Raw genomic sequence first — 18062 nt, 5'->3', positions numbered from 1 at the left:
GATCCCTCGTCGAAACACCAAAGATACCCTCACAGGTGTTTCGGTTGTTTGAGGGGCTGATAGCAAGGGTAGCCCTCTACTTGATGTCAGTCCTAAAAACCAATGCTGGAAGAAAAGGCAGGGACCTTATCATCTGCCAACTTCACCTATAAAACTCATGCAAATGCTGACGGTTACCCCCAACAGCATTTGCTTTTTTTTATCGTTTCCCGTCAATGTGAGGAAACGACCAATGCCTTGCTCTGGGAAATGAAAAAATGAGAATCTTGATTATTGAAGATGATCGGGAAGCGGCAGACTATCTGCTCAAAGCACTGAAAGAAGCAGGGCACTCACCTGATCACGCAGACAATGGCGAAGACGGACTTGAGCTGGCAATCTCCAACACGTGGGACGTGCTCGTCGTTGATCGCATGCTGCCCAAACGTGATGGCCTCTCCATCATCGAAACACTGCGCGCCTCTGGTGATGAAACGCCCGTATTGATCCTCTCCGCGCTTTCGCAAGTAGATGATCGCGTTACCGGTCTGCGCGCAGGCGGAGATGACTACCTTTCAAAACCCTACGCCTTTTCTGAGCTGCTCGCCCGCGTTGAAGTGCTGAGCCGCCGTAAAGCTGGCCCACAAGTTGAAACCAAGTTGCAAGTTGCTGATCTTGTGCTGGATCGCCTCGCGCACTCTGTTAGCCGTGCTGGGCAGGAGATCGTGCTGCAGCCCCGTGAGTTCCGCCTTCTTGAGTACCTCATGAAGCATGCCGGACAGGTAGTGACACGCACCATGTTGCTGGAAAACGTCTGGGACTATCATTTCGATCCGCAGACCAACGTGATTGACGTTCACATCTCAAGGCTTCGGTCAAAGATCGACAAAGGGTTCGACTTCCCGTTGCTTCATACTGTTCGTGGTGCAGGGTATTCCATCCGTGACAGCTCTAACTAGGATCCTCTCAACCACAGCCTTCAAGCTGGCCGCAATCTACCTGACGTCGTTTACGGCGCTCTCTGTGTTTCTGTTCATCTTCATCTCGCAGAACACCGATGACCTGATGAACAAGCAGGTGGTGCAGACGGTTGATGCAGAAATTCAGGGCCTTGCCGAACAATATGCACAAAACGGCATCAACGGGCTCGTAGTTGGTGTGGAGCGCCGCGTCCGAAGCCCGAACTCAAACCTCTACCTCATTCTGGACTACTCTGGAAACGTCATTACGGGCAATATCGCCTACCTTCCTGAGAAAGTTCTCTCAGTGTCCGATGGCCGAATTCAGTTTGTCTCCTACACACCACTAGGGTTTGCTGAGACGGACCAGAACAAAGCCAAAGCGATCGTCCGCATCTTCGAATTGCCCGGCAACTTCAAGCTGCTGGTCGGACGTGATCTGGAAGATCAGGTCCATCTGAAAAGCTTGCTCGGTGACGCTTTGACCCTCTGGTTGGTCGGAATGGTCGTTTTGGCTGGCATCACATGGTTCTTCCTCAATCGCCGTATCCTGAAACGCATCGATAACTTGTCCATGAGCTCCCGTCTGATAATGGAAGGTGATCTTGCCGGTCGCCTCGATGTGACTGGTAACGGAGATGAGTTCGATCGTCTGGCAAGCAACCTCAATGTGATGCTGGATCGCATTGAAGAGCTGATGAAGGGCCTTAAGGAAGTCTCCGACAATATTGCCCATGATCTCAAAACACCGCTCACACGTATGCGAGGGCGCGTGGAAGCTGCACTGCGGCAAAACTTGAGTGAAAATGAAGGCCGCGAATGTCTGGAAGAGACACTGGTTGAGACCGATGAGCTGATCAACACCTTCAACGCACTGCTGCGCATTGCACGTGTGGAAGCTGGTTCCACTGGAGCGGAGCTGCAATCAATCAAGCTGGGCAACATCGTCAAGGACGTGTGCGAACTTTATGAACCCGTTGCCGAAGATGATGGTGTCGAGTTCTCTGTTTTACTGGAAGATGAGCCTGTCATCGAAGGCGATCGGGAGTTACTGGCGCAAGCTCTCGCAAACTTGATAGAAAATGCTCTCAAATACGGTCGCCCAACCGAAGAGAATGTCAAACCCACAATCAAAGTCGTACTGTCTGGAAATGATGAGCAGGCTATACTCAGCATAGAAGATAATGGTGCTGGTATTGCTGCTGCTGATCGTGAGCGGGTGTGTAATCGCTTCGTTCGGCTTGATAGCTCTCGCCATGCACCGGGTTCTGGGCTTGGATTGTCACTTATCAAGGCGGTGGTAACTCTCCATCATGGAGAATTGCAGCTAACATCGGCTGGGACAGCAGATGATTCTGAAAGTGATAAGCAATCTGGCCTGCGGGCCCGGATTGTTCTGCCTTTAAACAAAGGGCAAAGAGGTGAGGGAGAGGGCAACGAAGCATGGGACAAGGCTCGGAAGAAGAACGCCACCAGCTAAAAAGCAGCATTCTGAAGCGCGAACATCGTGAAGGAGCTCTTGCTCCTTTATTTGAGCGCTTGGAACGCCAGCCCATCTGTGCAGATGATGATCTGGGTGATCGGCACCTGAAAGATCTTACTGAGAAGCTGGAACGTAAGGACCTCATTTCTGAGTTTGAACAGCTCTGTCAGGGCGCCCCCCATCTGCGCAGCTTTGTAAAAGGCTTCATGGTCAGTGCGCCGTTCCTGCGCGAGACCATGCTGCGCGATGTTCAACGCTTCCTGCGTATCTTGAACACGCCGCCAGAAGAGACCATTGCGATCCTTTTACAGGACTGCCTGAATGCCCGACCTGAAAGCGAAGCTGCACTTATGCAGTCGCTGCGTCTGGCAAAACAGGAAATGGCTCTCACGGTTGCGTTGGCGGATATTGCAGGTGCATGGCCGCTGGAAAATGTAACGGGTGCTCTCACCAAGTTTGCAGATGCATCATTGACCGCCTGCCTACGCTTCTGCCTTCGTGAGCTTGAAGTCAAAGGTAAATTTATTCCGGTTGATCATGATGAACCGGAAAAAGAGGCAGGTTTCTTCATTCTGGCCATGGGCAAGCATGGTGCAGGTGAACTTAACTACTCCTCAGACATCGATCTGATCGTTCTTTATGATCCTGAGCGTAGCCGCCTGATTGGTGGTGCAGAAGCGCCTGTTGAGTTTGTCCGTATCACCCGCCGTCTGGTGAAGCTCATGAACGAGCGTACCGGGGATGGATATGTTTTCAGAACCGACTTGCGCTTACGACCAGATCCAGGAGCAACGCCGCTGGCAATCTCTGTTCCTGCAGCGCTGGTCTATTATGAAAGCCTGGGCCAGAACTGGGAACGTGCAGCGCTCATCAAAGCACGCCCATGTGCAGGCGATATTGAAGCCGGTGAGATCTTCCTTGAAGAAATACGCCCATTCGTCTGGCGCAAATATTTGGACTATGCCGCCATTTCAGATGTGCACTCCATCAAACGCCAAATCCATGCTCACAAAGGCTTCAGCAAAATCACAGTTGCTGGTCATAACGTAAAGCTGGGACGAGGTGGCATTCGTGAAGTTGAGTTTTTCGCGCAGACCCAACAGCTGATCGCAGGTGGCCGCAACCCGCAACTACGCGACCGGCGGACACTGATCACGCTGGAAAGACTGGCTGATTGTGGCTGGATCGACCAATCCGCTGCAGAAGATATGGAAGAAGCCTATCGCTACCTGCGCGAGGTTGAGCATCGCATTCAGATGATCAACGATGAGCAGACCCACATCCTGCCTAAGGATGAAGAGGCATTAGCACGTGTCTATCACCTTATGGGCATTCAAGGTCGCTCTGAGTTTGCTGACACGATCCGCTCTAAGTTTGAGTTGGTGCAAAAACACTACTCTGGCTTGTTTGAGCATGAGCCAGATTTGGCAACCAATCTTGGCAATCTGGTCTTCACAGGAGATGATGAAGACCCCAATACGCTCGAAACTCTCAGCCAGCTTGGCTTCCAAAGGCCCGTTGATGCAATCCGCACGATCCGCCAATGGCATTACGGCAGATATCCGGCAGTTCGTGCGCCAAAGTCTCGTGAACGGTTGACCGAGTTCACCCCAATCCTGCTGGATGCATTGGCGCGTACAGAGAATGCAGACAAAGCACTGCTCACATTTGACTCCTTCCTCTCCAAACTGCCAATGGGAGTGCAACTCTTCGGGTTGCTCAAGTCTAACCCGCACCTGTTCAACTTGCTGACGATGGTTATGGGCAACGCACCTCGTATGGCCGAGATCGTCTCCAAACGCGTCCACGTTCTGGATGCGCTTCTCGACCCGGCATTCTTTGGTGGGGCGCCGTCTGCAGAGCAGATTGAAACAGCGCTTGCTGTGACGCTCGATCAGGCTGGGTACTATGAAGAAGCGCTCGACCGGGCGCGTATCTTTGTACAGGAGCAACAATTCTTGCTCGGCCTGCGCTTGATCACAGGAACGATCACAGCAGCAGAATTAGGGCAGGGGCTTTCAACACTTGCAGACGCAGTGCTCTGTCAACTGCTGCCACGTGTTCAGCAGGAACTGGAAGATGCTCACGGCAAAATTCCAGGAGCTGAACTTGCTCTTGTTGCCATGGGCAAACTGGGTGGACAGGAAATCACTTGTGCATCGGACCTTGACCTGATCCTGCTCTACGATTTCCCCGAGGATGTCGTGCAAAGTGACGGCAAACGTCCGTTGGCTCCAAGTCAGTATTACAGTCGCCTCACACAGCGCCTTGTATCCGCGCTGACTGCGCCGACGGCAGAAGGCGTCCTCTATGAGGTCGACTTCCGTTTGCGGCCCTCAGGTAACTCCGGACCACTTGCAACGCGTTTTGCATCCTTCAAAGACTATCAGTCCAACGATGCCTGGACGTGGGAGCATATGGCCCTGACGCGTGCTCGTGTCATCACCAGCTCAAGCCCTGAGTTCGCTCAGCAGATCGACTGTGCAGTCTCCCAGCTGTTACAGGACAAGCGAGACATTGACAAACTAGCTCGTGATGTCTGCGATATGCGTGCGCGCATCCAGAAAGAAAAGCCAGCAAAGAGCCCATGGCAGATCAAGGGTATTCCGGGTGGCTTGATCGACATTGAGTTCATCGCCCAGTTCTTGCAGTTGGCTCACGGTGTCGAGCATCCTGAAGTCCTGCAGGCGCGTACCGAAGATGCATTGCTTAAGGCGCGTGATTTTGGAGTATTGCGTGAAGAGGATGCTGACACGCTTATTCCAGCCCTTCGAAACTATGAGGACCTGACGCAGATCCTGAAGCTTGCTCAAACCGGTCACTTTGATCCAAAAACAGCTCCGGGCGGCTTGCTCGACCTTCTTGTAAATGCAGGAGGTGAGCCAGACTTTGAACGTCTGACCATCTACATGCAGGAACAACAGATCATGGTCCGCAGAACCTTTGAACACCTCATTGGCAAAGTGGAAGAAGCTGAAAAGACCAGCTAAGACACTTTACATCTAAGAAAACAAAAAGGCCGCTGATGAAGCGGCCTTTTCTTTTAAGATTGTCTTCTTGCTCTTAAGCAGCGTTCAGGTTGCTGATGCCTGTCAGGCGACCTTTGTCGCGTCCCTTTGCTTTCAAGGGCAGCTTAATCGTAACCTCGGTGCCTGTGCCAACTTCAGAAGCGATTTCCATGTAACCGCCGTGCAGCTCGCTGAGAGACCGTGCAATTGCCAGACCAAGGCCAGACCCTTTGTGCGTCTTGGTGAATTGGTTTTCCACCTGCACAAACGGCTTGGCAAGACGGTCGATATCCTTCTTGGAGATTCCGATACCATTGTCAGAGATCTTGAGTTCAGCAAAGGCACCCACCTTGCGGGCAGAGACCCGAACCTCACCATTGTCTGGTGTAAACTTGATGGAGTTTGCAAGCAGGTTGAGTAGGATCTGCTTAACAGCGCGGCGGTCAGCCTGCAGATGCATGTGAGGCAGATTTTCGCTAACAACCTTGATGTTCTTCTCAGCTGCTGTTGCAGAGATAATCCGGGCTGCATCCTGAACGATCTGCTGGATCTGAACATCCTCAACAGACAACTCAATCCGGCCCGCTTCAATCTTTGACATATCCAGAATGTCGTTGATCACATTCAGCAGATAGTTACCGGAGGAATGAATGTCCTTGCAGTATTCTTTGTACTTGTCGGAACCAAGGTCACCGAACATGCCTTGATCCATAATCTCAGAGAAGCCGATGATCGCGTTCAGCGGTGTTCTCAACTCGTGGGAGATGTTTGCAAGGAATTCGGACTTCGCTTGGTTTGCATCTTCCGCGCGGGTCTTCTCATCCGCATATTTCTCGGTCAGTTCCACCAGCTGTTGAGCCTGTAGTTCAAGTTTCTGGCGGGACTGGCGCAAGTCGGCAATGGTCGCCATATGACCGCGCTCAGACTCAAGCAATTTCTCTTCTTTACGCTTCAGCTCTGTAATGTCGGTGCCAACGGAAACGAAGCCACCATCTTTGGTCCGGCGTTCCGATACCTGTAACCAGCGACCACCTTCCATCTCGACCTTGTAGGAACTGCCCATATCGCTGTCGATGTGGTCGCCTTCCTCAGGCTCAGAAATAATCGGTTGGCTTGCCGAGGACATGACAGTCGCATAAGGCGTGCCCGACTGCACGACATGGTCTGGCAGCTGATGCAGCTTGCGGTAGTTGGAGTTACACATCACCAGATGGTTGTCAGCATCCCACAAGACAAAGGCCTCGGAGATGTTCTCAATCGCATCACGCAGGCGTAGATCAGCAGTACGGCTCTGCTCTGCCAAGCGCTTCTGCTCGGTCACATCCATACAGATGCCGATCAGGTGAGGCTCATTGGTGCCCGCATCAGTTTGAACTTCAGCACGAACCCGAAGCCAGACCCAGGAACCATCACTGTGACGCATGCGCCATTGACGATCCACGTTGCTCTTGCCGGTATCCAGCAGGCTCTTTGCAAGATCGTAAAGATCAACGTCATCAGCATGGGTCAGGGATTGGATCTCAGCAAAGCCCATAATATCATTACGCGGATCCATGCCCAGCATCTCATAAAGCGAGGCGGACCAGAACACGCGGCCACGGGAAAGATCCCAGTCAAACAGGCCGCAGCGACCACGGTTGAGGGCAGCGTCTATGCGAGAGCGCGTCGCCGAGTAAATGCCATCTGCCTGTTGCGCTCGGGTTGCCTGCGCAAAATAGGCGTAGATAATGACCAGCAGCACCATGGAAGTTGCAACAAAGATCGTGACATTGGCGGAAAGTTCAGCACGCCAGGAAGAGAAAATCGCGTCTTCTGGCTGCATGATAGCAACCATGCCGATTTTGTTTGGTAAATGATGAACTGTTGCCCGGGTTGCGTCTTTGGTGCCCTCATTGAGCGTCAGCACACCTGCGCGCTTTCCAAAGAACGTCATTGGCTGAGTGTCACCAAGGAAGCTGGTAATTTTCAACCCTTCCATATCAGGGCGGGTCGGAGCACTGGCAACAATGGTACCGTTCGGGTCAGTCAACAGAATTTGGCGGCTTTGGCTGGTGGCCCGGGGGGGCAGGGCCTCAGAAAGTGCACGCTGCAAAGCAGAAGTCAGGCCGGCGGAGCCTTTTTCTTGCTCGGAAATTTCAATGCTGGCGGTCAGGGCAGTTGCAATAAGTGTGAGATCGTCCTGAGCCTTCTGGCTGACATTCTCATAATTGTAAGCAATCTCAAGTCCGCGGAAGATAGCGGTACACGCAATGAACACGATGCAAAGAGCAGGAATAATTCTGCGCATCATTGGTTCCGTTGTTAAGAGGCGTTGGTAGGCTGGTTGAGCGAGCAACTTGATATGTCCGGTCAGAGCGTCTTTTTTGCCTGTCCGTTTGGTCGAGTTCAAGAGTCGTCGAGCGGTCGCGCCCCCTGCAAAGGCTCGTGCCATGAATGCCCCCATGTGTCAGATTCCGCCGCAAATAACTCGGGTTGCAATTCACCCGAATCACATTCATTTGAATCTATCCGAATCAACTTGTCCAGAGTCTCGACACAAAAAAATGGTTAACGGCAGCGCTTTTTGCTGCCGTTAATTTTCATAGGACTCTCAGAGACTTCGCTGGGTGCAAAGTAGACTGTCTTAGTCTAGACACAGCTCAACTATTTCTTTGACATCAGTAGAGAGTTGCTGATCAGCTGCAAGAATTCGCTTCAAAGCGGTCTCTGCCTTTACTCTGCGTTCCGCATTCATATTCTTCCAGGAGCCAAAGCTTTTGACCATTCTGGAAGCAACCTGAGGGTTAATCTTGTCCAATTGCAACGTGATTTCAGCAAGATAATCATATCCTGAACCATCAGCCGCATGGAAACCTCTTGTATTGCCGCCTAGGAAGCCACCAATGAGCGCGTAGATACGATTTGGATTATCCCAAGAAAATGCCGGATGTTCTGTAAGAGTACGTAGAGCGCCAATCGTGTCTTTGCTCGGCGCGCTGGCCGCGACACCCAGCCATTTATCCATGGCAAGAGCAGTGTCCTTGTGGCGTTCCTCAAAGGAAGCCATGGCTTCTTGCGCCCCCGCCAGCTTGAACTTGACCAGGCAGTTCAAGGCGCTGATCCGGTCCGTCATGTTATCGGCAGCATCAAAATGTGCCTTAGCCAGAGTAGCGCTGCCTTCACTATTACTTGCTGCTAAGTAAGACAAACAACGCAGCTTCAGCGCACGTTTGCCAGCTGAAAGAGCATCCGGGCTAAACGTTGCTGGCATCTCCAAAGCATCATAGATACGCTTGAAGGTGTCATAGAGTGCAACGCCGATCTCTTTGGAGAACGCATCACGGGCATCACCGATCGCATCAGTATCGACGTCTTTGCCGATTTCAAGTGCGATTGTCTGCTCGCTAGGCAGCATCAGGCCAAAACCACGGAACGCATGGTCAAGGTTCTCATCCTCTGCTATGTGACCGAGCGCCTCAATGAAGGCGTCCTTGCCTGTCGGCTCTGCACCATTGGTCAGTTCAATAAGCAGATCGGTCATCAACGTCTGAGCAGCCTGCCAGCGATTGAACGGGTCAATGTCATGTCGCATCAGGAAGATCTGATCTTCACGGGACAGACCTGTTTCCAATTTAACTGGAGCCGAGAACTCACGCAGAAGGGAAGGAACTGGCCTACTGCCAATACCATGGAAGACAACGGTTTGTTTGTTGTCGCTCAGACACAGCAAGTCGCCATCGACTTGAGCACCTTCGGCATTGGAATAGGCGAGATCATCTCCATTCGGGCCAACCAAGCCAAAGCGAATTGGAATGAAGAATGGTTTCTTTTGGTCTTGTCCAGGTGTTGGAGCATTAATCTGTTCCAGCTCCAGAGTGAAAGTCTTTGCAGCTTCGTCGTAAGAACTTTTTGCTTTCACAACTGGTGTACCGGACTGGTGGTACCACAGGCTGAAATGAGACAAATCGATCTTGGTCGCATCTTCAAAGCACTTGAGGAAGTCCTCAATGGTTGAGGCATCACCATCATGTCGCTCGAAGTAAAGATCCATCCCTTTTCTGAAGTTGTCTGCACCAAGAATAGTCTTGATCATGCGAACCAGCTCAGCGCCTTTGTCATAGACAGTCGCCGTATAGAAGTTGTTGATCTCTTTGTATTCTGTCGGGCGCACTGGATGCGAAAGAGGTCCCTGATCCTCAGGGAACTGACGGGATTTCAGGCGGATCACATCAGCAATACGCTTCACAGGGCGAGAACGTTCATCAGAAGAAAACTCCTGATCGCGGAATACAGTGAGACCTTCCTTCAGGCAAAGTTGGAACCATTCGCGGCAGGTGATACGGTTGCCAGTCCAGTTGTGGAAGTATTCATGGGCAACAACGGTCTCAATACCCTCGTAGTCTGTGTCGGTTGCTGTGTCACTATCCGCCAGAATGAACTTGTCATTGAAAATGTTGAGGCCCTTGTTCTCCATCGCACCCATGTTGAACGCAGAAACAGCAACAATGTTAAACACCTCAAGGTCGTACTCGCGGCCAAATACTTTCTCGTCCCACCGCATGGACCGGACCAGACTGTCCATGGACCAGTCTGCGCGGTCCTCATTGCCTTTCTCGACAAAGATGTTCAGATCGACTGGTGTGCCGGAAGCTGTCGTATACTTTTCTGAAATGCAGGCAAGATCGCCAGCAACAAGCGCAAACAGATAAGCTGGCTTCGGGTGTGGATCATGCCACACGGCAAAGTGACGGTCAGTGCCTTCAATGTCACCTGCGTTCTGTGGATTGCCATTACCCAGCAAAATCGGATTGGTCGCTTTATCAGCCTCAATGCGTGTCGTGAATACTGAAAGCACATCCGGGCGATCATAGTAATAAGTGATCCGGCGGAAGCCCTCTGCCTCACACTGAGTGCAGTAGATGCCCTGAGAAAGGTAAAGCCCTTCCAGCTTGGTGTTCGTGGTTGGGTTCACCTTGGTGATAACTTCCAACTGGAAGCGCTCAGCAGGTGGTGCATGAACCGTCAGCTTGTCTGCAGAGGCTTCGAAAGCGTCTTCTGCTAATGGTGCACCATCAATAGCGGCTGAAATTAGCGTAAGCTCGTCACCATCCAGCTCAAGTGGAGCTCCGTCTTCTATGCCATCACGCTTGGAAATGGTGAGGGTGGAGATAACTTCGGTTGCTTCTGGTTGAAGTTTGAAGACAAGAGAAACACTCTCAATGACGTAGGGTGTCTCTGTGTAGTCTTGCAGTCTAATGAGCTGAGCTGTTTCAGATCGCATACCTGTTCTCCCAGTAAGTGTTAAAGCAGCTTGATCACCCCTTGGCGCAGCGCTTCCAAATTTTTATGTAGATCGGCGGTACCGTTGAAAACGGTTCCGGTCAAATGCAGGGAATGAAAACCTCATCACTTTTGCACCCAAAAATCAAATTATCAAGCAAGGGAAGGACTGGAAGGAGATCATGACAGATCCTCGTAAGCACTATCCCGAAAAAACAGGTAGCACTGAGCTCCTGAAACAGATCTATACAAAAAGGCTGAGGTTGCTTCCGTGACAGCTCCCCTGGAAAACATAAAAGTATTGGAACTGGCGCGCATTCTGGCAGGCCCATGGATTGGACAAACCCTTTCTGATTTGGGTGCCGATGTCATCAAGGTGGAAAGCCCGCGCGGTGATGATACCCGGACCTGGGGACCTCCGTTTGTCGAAGAAGAGGGCGGAAGCAAAAGTGCAGCCTACTTCCATGCCTGCAATCGCGGCAAGCGCTCCATAACTGCTGACTTCTCAAAGCAGGAAGACCTTGAGTTGATTTATGATCTGGTACGTCAAAGTGATGTGCTGATCGAAAACTTCAAAGTTGGCGGGCTAGCCAAGTTTGGCCTTGACTATGATAGCCTCAAGAAGATCAATCCGAAGCTGATCTATTGTTCCGTGACTGGTTTTGGTCAGGATGGCCCTTATGCCCATCGCGCTGGATACGATTTTATGATTCAGGGCATGGGCGGTATTATGGATCTGACTGGTTCGCAAGGCGGCGAGCCACAAAAGGTAGGCGTTGCTTTTGCTGATATCTTCACGGGCCTATACGGGGTCATAGGTATTCAGGCAGCTCTGCGCCGCCGTGACCTGACCGGTGAAGGCGAATGGATCGATATGGCTTTGCTGGATGCTCAGGTCGGTGTTTTGGCCAATCAGGCGATGAATTATCTAAGCAGCGGTAATGTCCCTAGCCGTATGGGCAATGCTCATCCAAACATCGTTCCATATCAGGTTTTTGAAGTGAAGGATGGTCATCTCATTGTGGCGGTTGGCAACGACACTCAGTTTGCGAACTTCTGCAAGATTCTCGGGCAGGAAGAACTGTCTGAGGACGGGCGCTATGCGACCAACCCGTCTCGTGTGAAGCACCGCGAGGAATTAACAGAAAAGCTTCAGGCTCTCGTGCTGAACTTCAATCGGGATGAACTCCTGTCAAAAATGGAAGAACGCGGCGTTCCGGCAGGTCCGATCAATACAGTTGCTGATGTTTTGCAGGATCCGCAAATTGAACACCGGAAAATGAAAGTCAACTTGCCAACAACATCTAAGCATCAAGGCGAGCAAACCTATGTCCGTACGCCAATTCGGTTTACTAATTCTAAGCTGAAACTGGAGAAGGGTGCACCAGCTCTCGATGAGCATAGAAATGAGATATTGAGAGAATTAGGCAAAGAAGCAGTAGAATAAAGACTAGCGACACTATGTGCAGGAAGGCAGTTTGACCCTCGGTCCGGGGAGTGGTTTAACGGGCTGGCATTCCTCACACAGGTGGGTCACGGTTTGAAGCTTTGGAATAGGATCAGGCGTAAAGCAATCGGCATACGGCGGTGCTATTATAAGTTGTCATTGACGTGGTTGGTGAGCCTTACCTTCGTGACTGTGGTGACCTTGTGCGGCGGTATTGTGCTGTACATGTCTGTTCATACCAACCTGAAGAACACCCGAAGCTTGATCGAAAAAGCGTCGATCATGTCCACCGAGGCAATCAACAATGCCTTGAGTGCCTATATGACCCCTGCATTTTCCTCGGTACATGCAATCAAAGTTTATGCGGAAGAGCAGCCAACGGCGCAAAATGCGATCTTTCGTGCACGCCAGACGTTTCGTGGCGTGTTGTTCGGGGTGAAAAGTGTCGAAGGCTTGGTGTTGTCACTGCCCAACGGAACAGTCTGGGGCTTGCGTCACGCCGAAAACCGGCAAGATCTGATCTCATTCCAGCCTGAACAAGATCTGTTTGAATTCTCCAGAATGCAAAGCATCGATGCGCAAACTGCCGAAGACCCATTCTGGGGAGATTTCTACGCATCTGGTGAAGACCCATTTGCAACAGCGACAAGCGCTATCAAGTTTGATGGAGAGACGATCGGCTACGTTTCCGCAATCATCACGATGAAGGGAGTTGGCTCGGTCCTCGCCTCTTCAAAAGAAGATGGTATTGGAAACGAAGTAGACGAAGAGGATGTCACTCGCTTTATCCTGACTGACAAAAATCGGGTGCTCGCGTATTCCTCTCCAACCAATGAGCTGCAACAGCACAATCTGCTGGCGCATGTCACAGAGTTTGGAGATCCCGTTCTTGCAAAGTTTGAGGGCAGTAAAGCACAACCATTTAGTCAGCGCGCGCGCAAACGAGGTGTTGAACTGCATCTCATTTATGATGGCGAGGACATGTATGTTCTTGTTTTACAAAAGCTTGTTTCACCAGATGGCGAGGTCTACTACGTCGGTGAATATCAGTTGGCAAACTCGCGTTATGATGAGTTTACTCGCCTGATTAACTCGGTCTTTGCTGGCGTGGCTGTTGTGTTCCTGTCCGCACTTGTGGCGATCTTCTTCGCGCGTCGTCTGTCATCGCCGCTGAAAGGCATTGCTGCACGCGCTCAAAAGTTCGGTGCTCTGGAGTTTGAGCACCTCGAACCACTGCCACGCAGTCATATTCGTGAAGTAGATCAGATTACGTCTGCAATGAATGCCAGCACCAGCGGCTTACAAGCCATGAGCCGGTATATCCCAAAGTCACTCTATTCCAAGTTGATGGCTATGGGGATCGACCGTGCAGCCAAAGCGAAAGAAGCTGAACTGACGATCCTGTTTACCGACATTGAAGGTTTCACGTCGATCTCCGAACACAGAAGCGCTGGCGAAGTGGCTGGACTGCTCAATGATCACTTCAAACTGCTTGTGTCTGCTGTGGAGGCTCATCAGGGGACTGTCGATAAATTCGTCGGTGACGGCATGCTCGCATTCTGGGGTGCACCAAACGAGATGGAAGATCATGCCCGCCGCGCAATCTTGGCTGCAGAAGATATGGTCAGCGCCATCCAGCAAGCCAATGCAGTTACACCCGAAAATGCTTTGAATGTACGGATTGCCATTCACACAGGCCCAGTAATTGTTGGCAATGTGGGAGCAGTCGAACGTTGGAATTACACCATTGTCGGCGATGCCGTGAATGTGTGCAGTCGCCTGCAAAGCCTGGGTGGTACCATCTCCTCCGTTAAAGGAGCATGTGTGGTGTTGAGCGGTGAAACTGTTGAGAGGGCAGGCCGACCCGATAACGTAACCCATCGCGGTAGCCATGACATTCGTGGCCGGAAGGGCAAAGTCGAGGTTTGGCAGCTCAACTCGACCATATGCGACGACTGATAATCCCGGCATTGTCTTCTAGTTTAATTTAAGTGTGCCACGTAACCCAACCTCATTGAAAGAAAGCCCTGTTCTAGTGTGAAAGCCGCGAAAGGTTTTCTCGCGTGCGCTAGCAACAGACCAGTGAGGAAGGGACGCACGTGAACCTGCTTGACGTCAAAGGGTTGTCGGTAGAGTTTCATGGAGACGAAGGGCATCACCAAGTTGTCCGCGATGTGTCTTTTAGTGTCCCGGAAAACAAATGCGTCGCTTTGGTTGGTGAGTCAGGGTCTGGCAAGACTGTGATCTCCAGAGCGGTTATGGGGATCCTTCCTGCAAAATCTCGCATCACATCAGGTCAAATTTTATTTCGGGACAATCGCAAAAACGGTGAGAAAGTAGACATTGCAAAACTGCCGCCGGCTGGTCCTGCCATGCGCGCCATTCGCGGCGATCAGATTGCAATGATCTTTCAAGAGCCCATGGTCTCGCTCTCACCACTGCACACCATTGGAGATCAGATCAGCGAAGCAGCAAAACTGCACCGCTTTGTTGGCACTAAAGAAGCCCAGGAACTGACCAAGGATATGCTGCGTCTGGTTCATTTCCCTGAGCCCGAGCGCGCAATCCGTGCCTATCCATTTGAGCTCTCTGGCGGCTTACGGCAACGCGCACTCATCGCCATGGCGATGATCTGCCGCCCCACGCTTCTTATTGCAGATGAGCCGACAACTGCGCTGGATGTTACCATTCAGGCCGAAATTCTGAAGTTGATTAAGGAAGTGCAAGCTGAACTGAACATGACGCTACTCATGATCACGCATGACTTTGGTGTAGTCACAAATATGGCTGATGAGGTTGTCGTGGTCTACAACGGTGAGGTCATGGAAAAGGGTAGTGTTGAAGACCTGTTCCTGACCCCGCAGCACCCTTATCTGAAAGCGCTGCTCAACGCGGTTCCTTCGCTTTCTATGGAGCCGGATGAACGCCTTGTTCCAATCCGCCCAATCAAACCCCGCACGCATCATTCTGACTTTCAGCCAAGTCCGGTTGGCAAAGCTCGCGCATTCCGTGGAACGCCGCTCATTGAGCTGGAAGGCGTTTGTAAGAACTTCACATTCAAGAACCTGCGCGGCAAAAAACGCAGAGGCATGACAACCGCACTCGACAATGTATCTTTGACGGTCCGTAGAGGTGAATGCCTTGGTATTGTTGGAGAGTCAGGTTCCGGAAAAACCACAGCCGCGCTTGCTATGCTGCGAGCTTTTCCTTTGACGCGTGGCAAAATCTCCTACACCACTGAGGACGGCGCACGCGATATTCAGGGTTTTTCTGAAAAAGAGCTCTTCCAATACCGTAAACGGGCTCAAATTATCTTTCAGGACCCGTTTTCTTCGTTAAACCCACGCCGTACACTCAACGAGATCTTGCAGGAGCCGCTCGTCATACACCGTATGGGCGACAGCCTCAGTCAAGGAGCGCGCATCCGGGAACTGATTGATCTTGTCGGCTTGTCGCCAAGATATCTGCGTCGTTACCCGCATTCCTTCTCCGGAGGGCAAAGACAACGTATCGGGATCGCAAGAGCTCTGGCGCTAAACCCGGAGTTCTTAATTTGCGATGAACCAACATCAGCGCTTGATGTCTCCGTTCAGGCACAGATCTTGAACCTTCTCAAAGACCTCAAAGATGAGTTGGGCCTGACCTATGTTTTCGTCAGCCACAACCTTGCTGTGGTTGACTACATTTCTGATCGCATAGCAGTTATGTGCAAGGGCAAGGTTGTCGAAGTCGGACCAACGCGGCAGATCATAGATAATCCGATCCATCCCTATACGCGTACACTTCTCAAAGCAGTGCCAGAACCCTCTTTGGACCACAAACTGGATTTTTCATCTCTGGCAGGAACCGCAAGCTCAGACCCGACACAATGGCCTTCGCCCTACCGGATGCGCTACTCAACCGTACCGTATTTGGTTGAGATTGAGACAGATCATTGGGTATGTGCTCCGGGAATGGAAAGCATGCGCGATATCGTGGGTTTAGGGGGGAGCCATATATGAGAAAATTTGGCCTCCTCACAACGGTTGTTATGCTTATCAGTCTCGCAGTACCTACGGTCTCGGCAGCTCTGGTCCTGAAGGAAACTCCGGGAATTCCGCCGGGCCTGCCATCTATCGTAGATCGTGTTCCCAAAGAACCACTTGTGACCTACCCTGATGATATTGGCCGTGTAATCGGAGTGCAGGGTGGTGCGATGCATACGCTCATTTCGCGGCCTAAAGACGTGCGCCTGATCAATGTGTGGGGCTATGCAAGGCTGGTTGGATACAATGAAAACCTCGAGTTAAATCCAGACATTTTGGAGAGCGTAGACAATCACTATGACAAGGTCTTCACTCTAAATCTGCGTGAAGGCCATAAATGGTCTGATGGAAGTTCCTTTAATGCAGAAGACTTTCGGTTTTGGTTTGAAGATGTCGCCCTAAACGAGGAACTGAACCCCATCGGCCTACCAGGGTTCATGCTGGTGGATGGTGAAGGTCCTGAGTTCTCAGTTATTGATGAGACGACTGTTCGTTTTGAGTGGCATGAGCCAAATCCTCTGTTCCTGCAAGAACTTGCAAAAGCACGCCCACCGTTCATTTACCGGCCAGCTGCTTACATGAAGCAGTTCCATGAAGAATATGGAAATCCGGAATTTATCAGGCAGATTGCTCGAATTGAGAAAGTGCGTGGGTGGGCACCTTTGTTCAACCGCATGGACGACATGTACGGCGCATCCAATCCGCATATCCCCACGTTGCAGCCATGGGTGCCACGAAACACTTCGGGTGATCGCAGGGCAGTTATGGAGCGCAATCCGTTCTTCCATCGCGTAGACAGTGCAGGCCAGCAACTTCCCTATATCGACCGCATAATTATGGATGTGGTGGATGGTAAACTTATTCCGGCAAAGGCGCTGGCTGGTGAAAGTGATTTGCAGGCACGTGGGCTTGGGTTCTCTGATATTTCCGTTCTTAAACGTGGTGAACAGACACAGGATTATGACACCCGTCTCTGGCTCAACTCCAAGGGATCTGAGATTTCGATCCTGCCCAACCTCAGCGTCAAAGACCCAACATGGCGCAAACTCATGCAGGACCGCAGATTTCGCCATGCACTCTCGTTGGGCATTGATCGTGAACTCATAAATAAAGTGCTTTATTTTGGTTTGGGGAGAGCTGGCAACGATACGGTTCTCAACATTTCTCCGCTGTATCAGCCAGATTTTCAAACGGCTTGGGCGGAATTTAATCCAGACCTTGCCAACCAGTTGCTGGATGATATTGGACTGACAGATAGGCGAGGAGACGGCGTACGCTTGCTGGAAGACGGACGCCCGCTGCAACTCATTATTGAGACCACAGGCGAGAGTGCTGAACAGGATGATGCGCTGGAGCTTGTTGCAGAAACCTGGAAGGAAATCGGTGTTTCTGCTTTTATCCGCCCAAGCCAGCGCGACACGATCCGGGCTCGCGCGCTCTCTGGAACTTTGATGATGTCTGTCTGGTCCGGTTTTGAAAACGGTGTACCAACAGCAGATATGCCGCCGATAGATTATGCTCCCACGCGCGAAGATTTTCTCTCATGGGCTCCATGGGGCAACTACTATGAGAGTGACGGACACGCAGGTGTTAAACCTGATTGGCCCCCGGCAATTCGATTGATTGAGCTCTTTGATCAATGGCTCGTGAGCAGTAGTTTTGAAGAACGGGATATGATTTGGGAGCAAATCCTGCAGATTCACGCAGATGAAACAATTCATATCGGTCTGGTCAATGCTGTCCGGCAGCCGGTGGTTGTTAAGGGGCTTTTGAATGTACCTGAAATGGGCATTTATGGATGGGATCCCGGTGCTCAGTTCGGCATCCACCGCATGGATCTCTTCTTTTTTGAAGATCTCTTACCGGATGAAGACGATCTCCCTCATTGATTATTTCACTTGC

General features: G+C 51.3%; 9 protein-coding genes. 7 read left to right on the top strand and 2 right to left on the bottom strand.

What is annotated here, in order from left to right; all coding sequences use genetic code 11:
* Nucleotides 1–257: 257 nt before the first annotated feature.
* From PsAD5_RS19005 to PsAD5_RS18995, 3 genes are read left to right on the top strand one after another with little or no spacing between them, the layout of a single operon-like run.
* Nucleotides 258–938 carry a response regulator transcription factor gene (locus PsAD5_RS19005; protein WP_057465903.1) on the top strand — a complete coding sequence of 227 codons (681 nt, stop codon included), beginning with the start codon at nt 258–260 and terminating at the stop codon, nt 936–938.
* Complete coding sequence (locus PsAD5_RS19000) at nt 922–2418, top strand: sensor histidine kinase (protein WP_063293220.1); 1497 nt, start codon at nt 922–924, stop codon at nt 2416–2418. The genes PsAD5_RS19005 and PsAD5_RS19000 overlap by 17 nt, the downstream gene beginning before the upstream one ends.
* On the top strand, nt 2382–5411 hold the full coding sequence (locus PsAD5_RS18995; RefSeq protein ID WP_063293219.1) for a bifunctional [glutamine synthetase] adenylyltransferase/[glutamine synthetase]-adenylyl-L-tyrosine phosphorylase: 3030 nt from the start codon (nt 2382–2384) through the stop codon (nt 5409–5411). The genes PsAD5_RS19000 and PsAD5_RS18995 overlap by 37 nt, the downstream gene beginning before the upstream one ends.
* Before the next feature lie 73 nt (nt 5412–5484).
* On the opposite strand, the gene PsAD5_RS18990 is transcribed toward PsAD5_RS18995, so the two are convergent.
* The gene (locus PsAD5_RS18990; RefSeq protein ID WP_063293218.1) at nt 5485–7860 is read right to left on the bottom strand and encodes a PAS domain-containing sensor histidine kinase; all 2376 of its coding nucleotides are present in this window, start codon (nt 7858–7860) and stop codon (nt 5485–5487) included.
* Nucleotides 7861–8052: 192 nt separating this feature from the next.
* Nucleotides 8053–10689, bottom strand: coding sequence for an aminopeptidase N (pepN, locus tag PsAD5_RS18985; RefSeq protein WP_063293217.1), 2637 nt, complete (start codon nt 10687–10689; stop codon nt 8053–8055).
* Nucleotides 10690–10959: 270 nt separating this feature from the next.
* On the opposite strand from pepN, the gene PsAD5_RS18980 reads away from it, so the two are divergent.
* The 4 genes from PsAD5_RS18980 to PsAD5_RS18965 all read left to right on the top strand — a co-directional run bounded on the left by PsAD5_RS18980 (nt 10960) and on the right by PsAD5_RS18965 (nt 18049).
* The gene (locus PsAD5_RS18980) at nt 10960–12135 is read left to right on the top strand and encodes a CaiB/BaiF CoA transferase family protein (RefSeq protein WP_063293216.1); all 1176 of its coding nucleotides are present in this window, start codon (nt 10960–10962) and stop codon (nt 12133–12135) included.
* Between the two features lie 171 nt (nt 12136–12306).
* Nucleotides 12307–14094 carry an adenylate/guanylate cyclase domain-containing protein gene (locus PsAD5_RS18975; protein ID WP_208988702.1) on the top strand — a complete coding sequence of 596 codons (1788 nt, stop codon included), beginning with the start codon at nt 12307–12309 and terminating at the stop codon, nt 14092–14094.
* Nucleotides 14095–14234: 140 nt separating this feature from the next.
* On the top strand, nt 14235–16136 hold the full coding sequence (locus PsAD5_RS18970; RefSeq protein WP_063293214.1) for an ABC transporter ATP-binding protein: 1902 nt from the start codon (nt 14235–14237) through the stop codon (nt 16134–16136).
* Nucleotides 16133–18049 (top strand): ABC transporter substrate-binding protein, encoded by a 1917-nt coding sequence (locus PsAD5_RS18965; RefSeq protein WP_063293213.1) that lies wholly within the window; start codon nt 16133–16135, stop codon nt 18047–18049. The genes PsAD5_RS18970 and PsAD5_RS18965 overlap by 4 nt, the downstream gene beginning before the upstream one ends.
* Nucleotides 18050–18062: the final 13 nt, after the last annotated feature.

The organism is Pseudovibrio sp. Ad5 (assembly GCF_001623095.1).
GTDB lineage: Bacteria > Pseudomonadota > Alphaproteobacteria > Rhizobiales > Stappiaceae > Pseudovibrio.
Note: the sequence above shows the minus strand (reverse complement) of the source record. Positions and strands in the feature narration are given on the sequence as shown.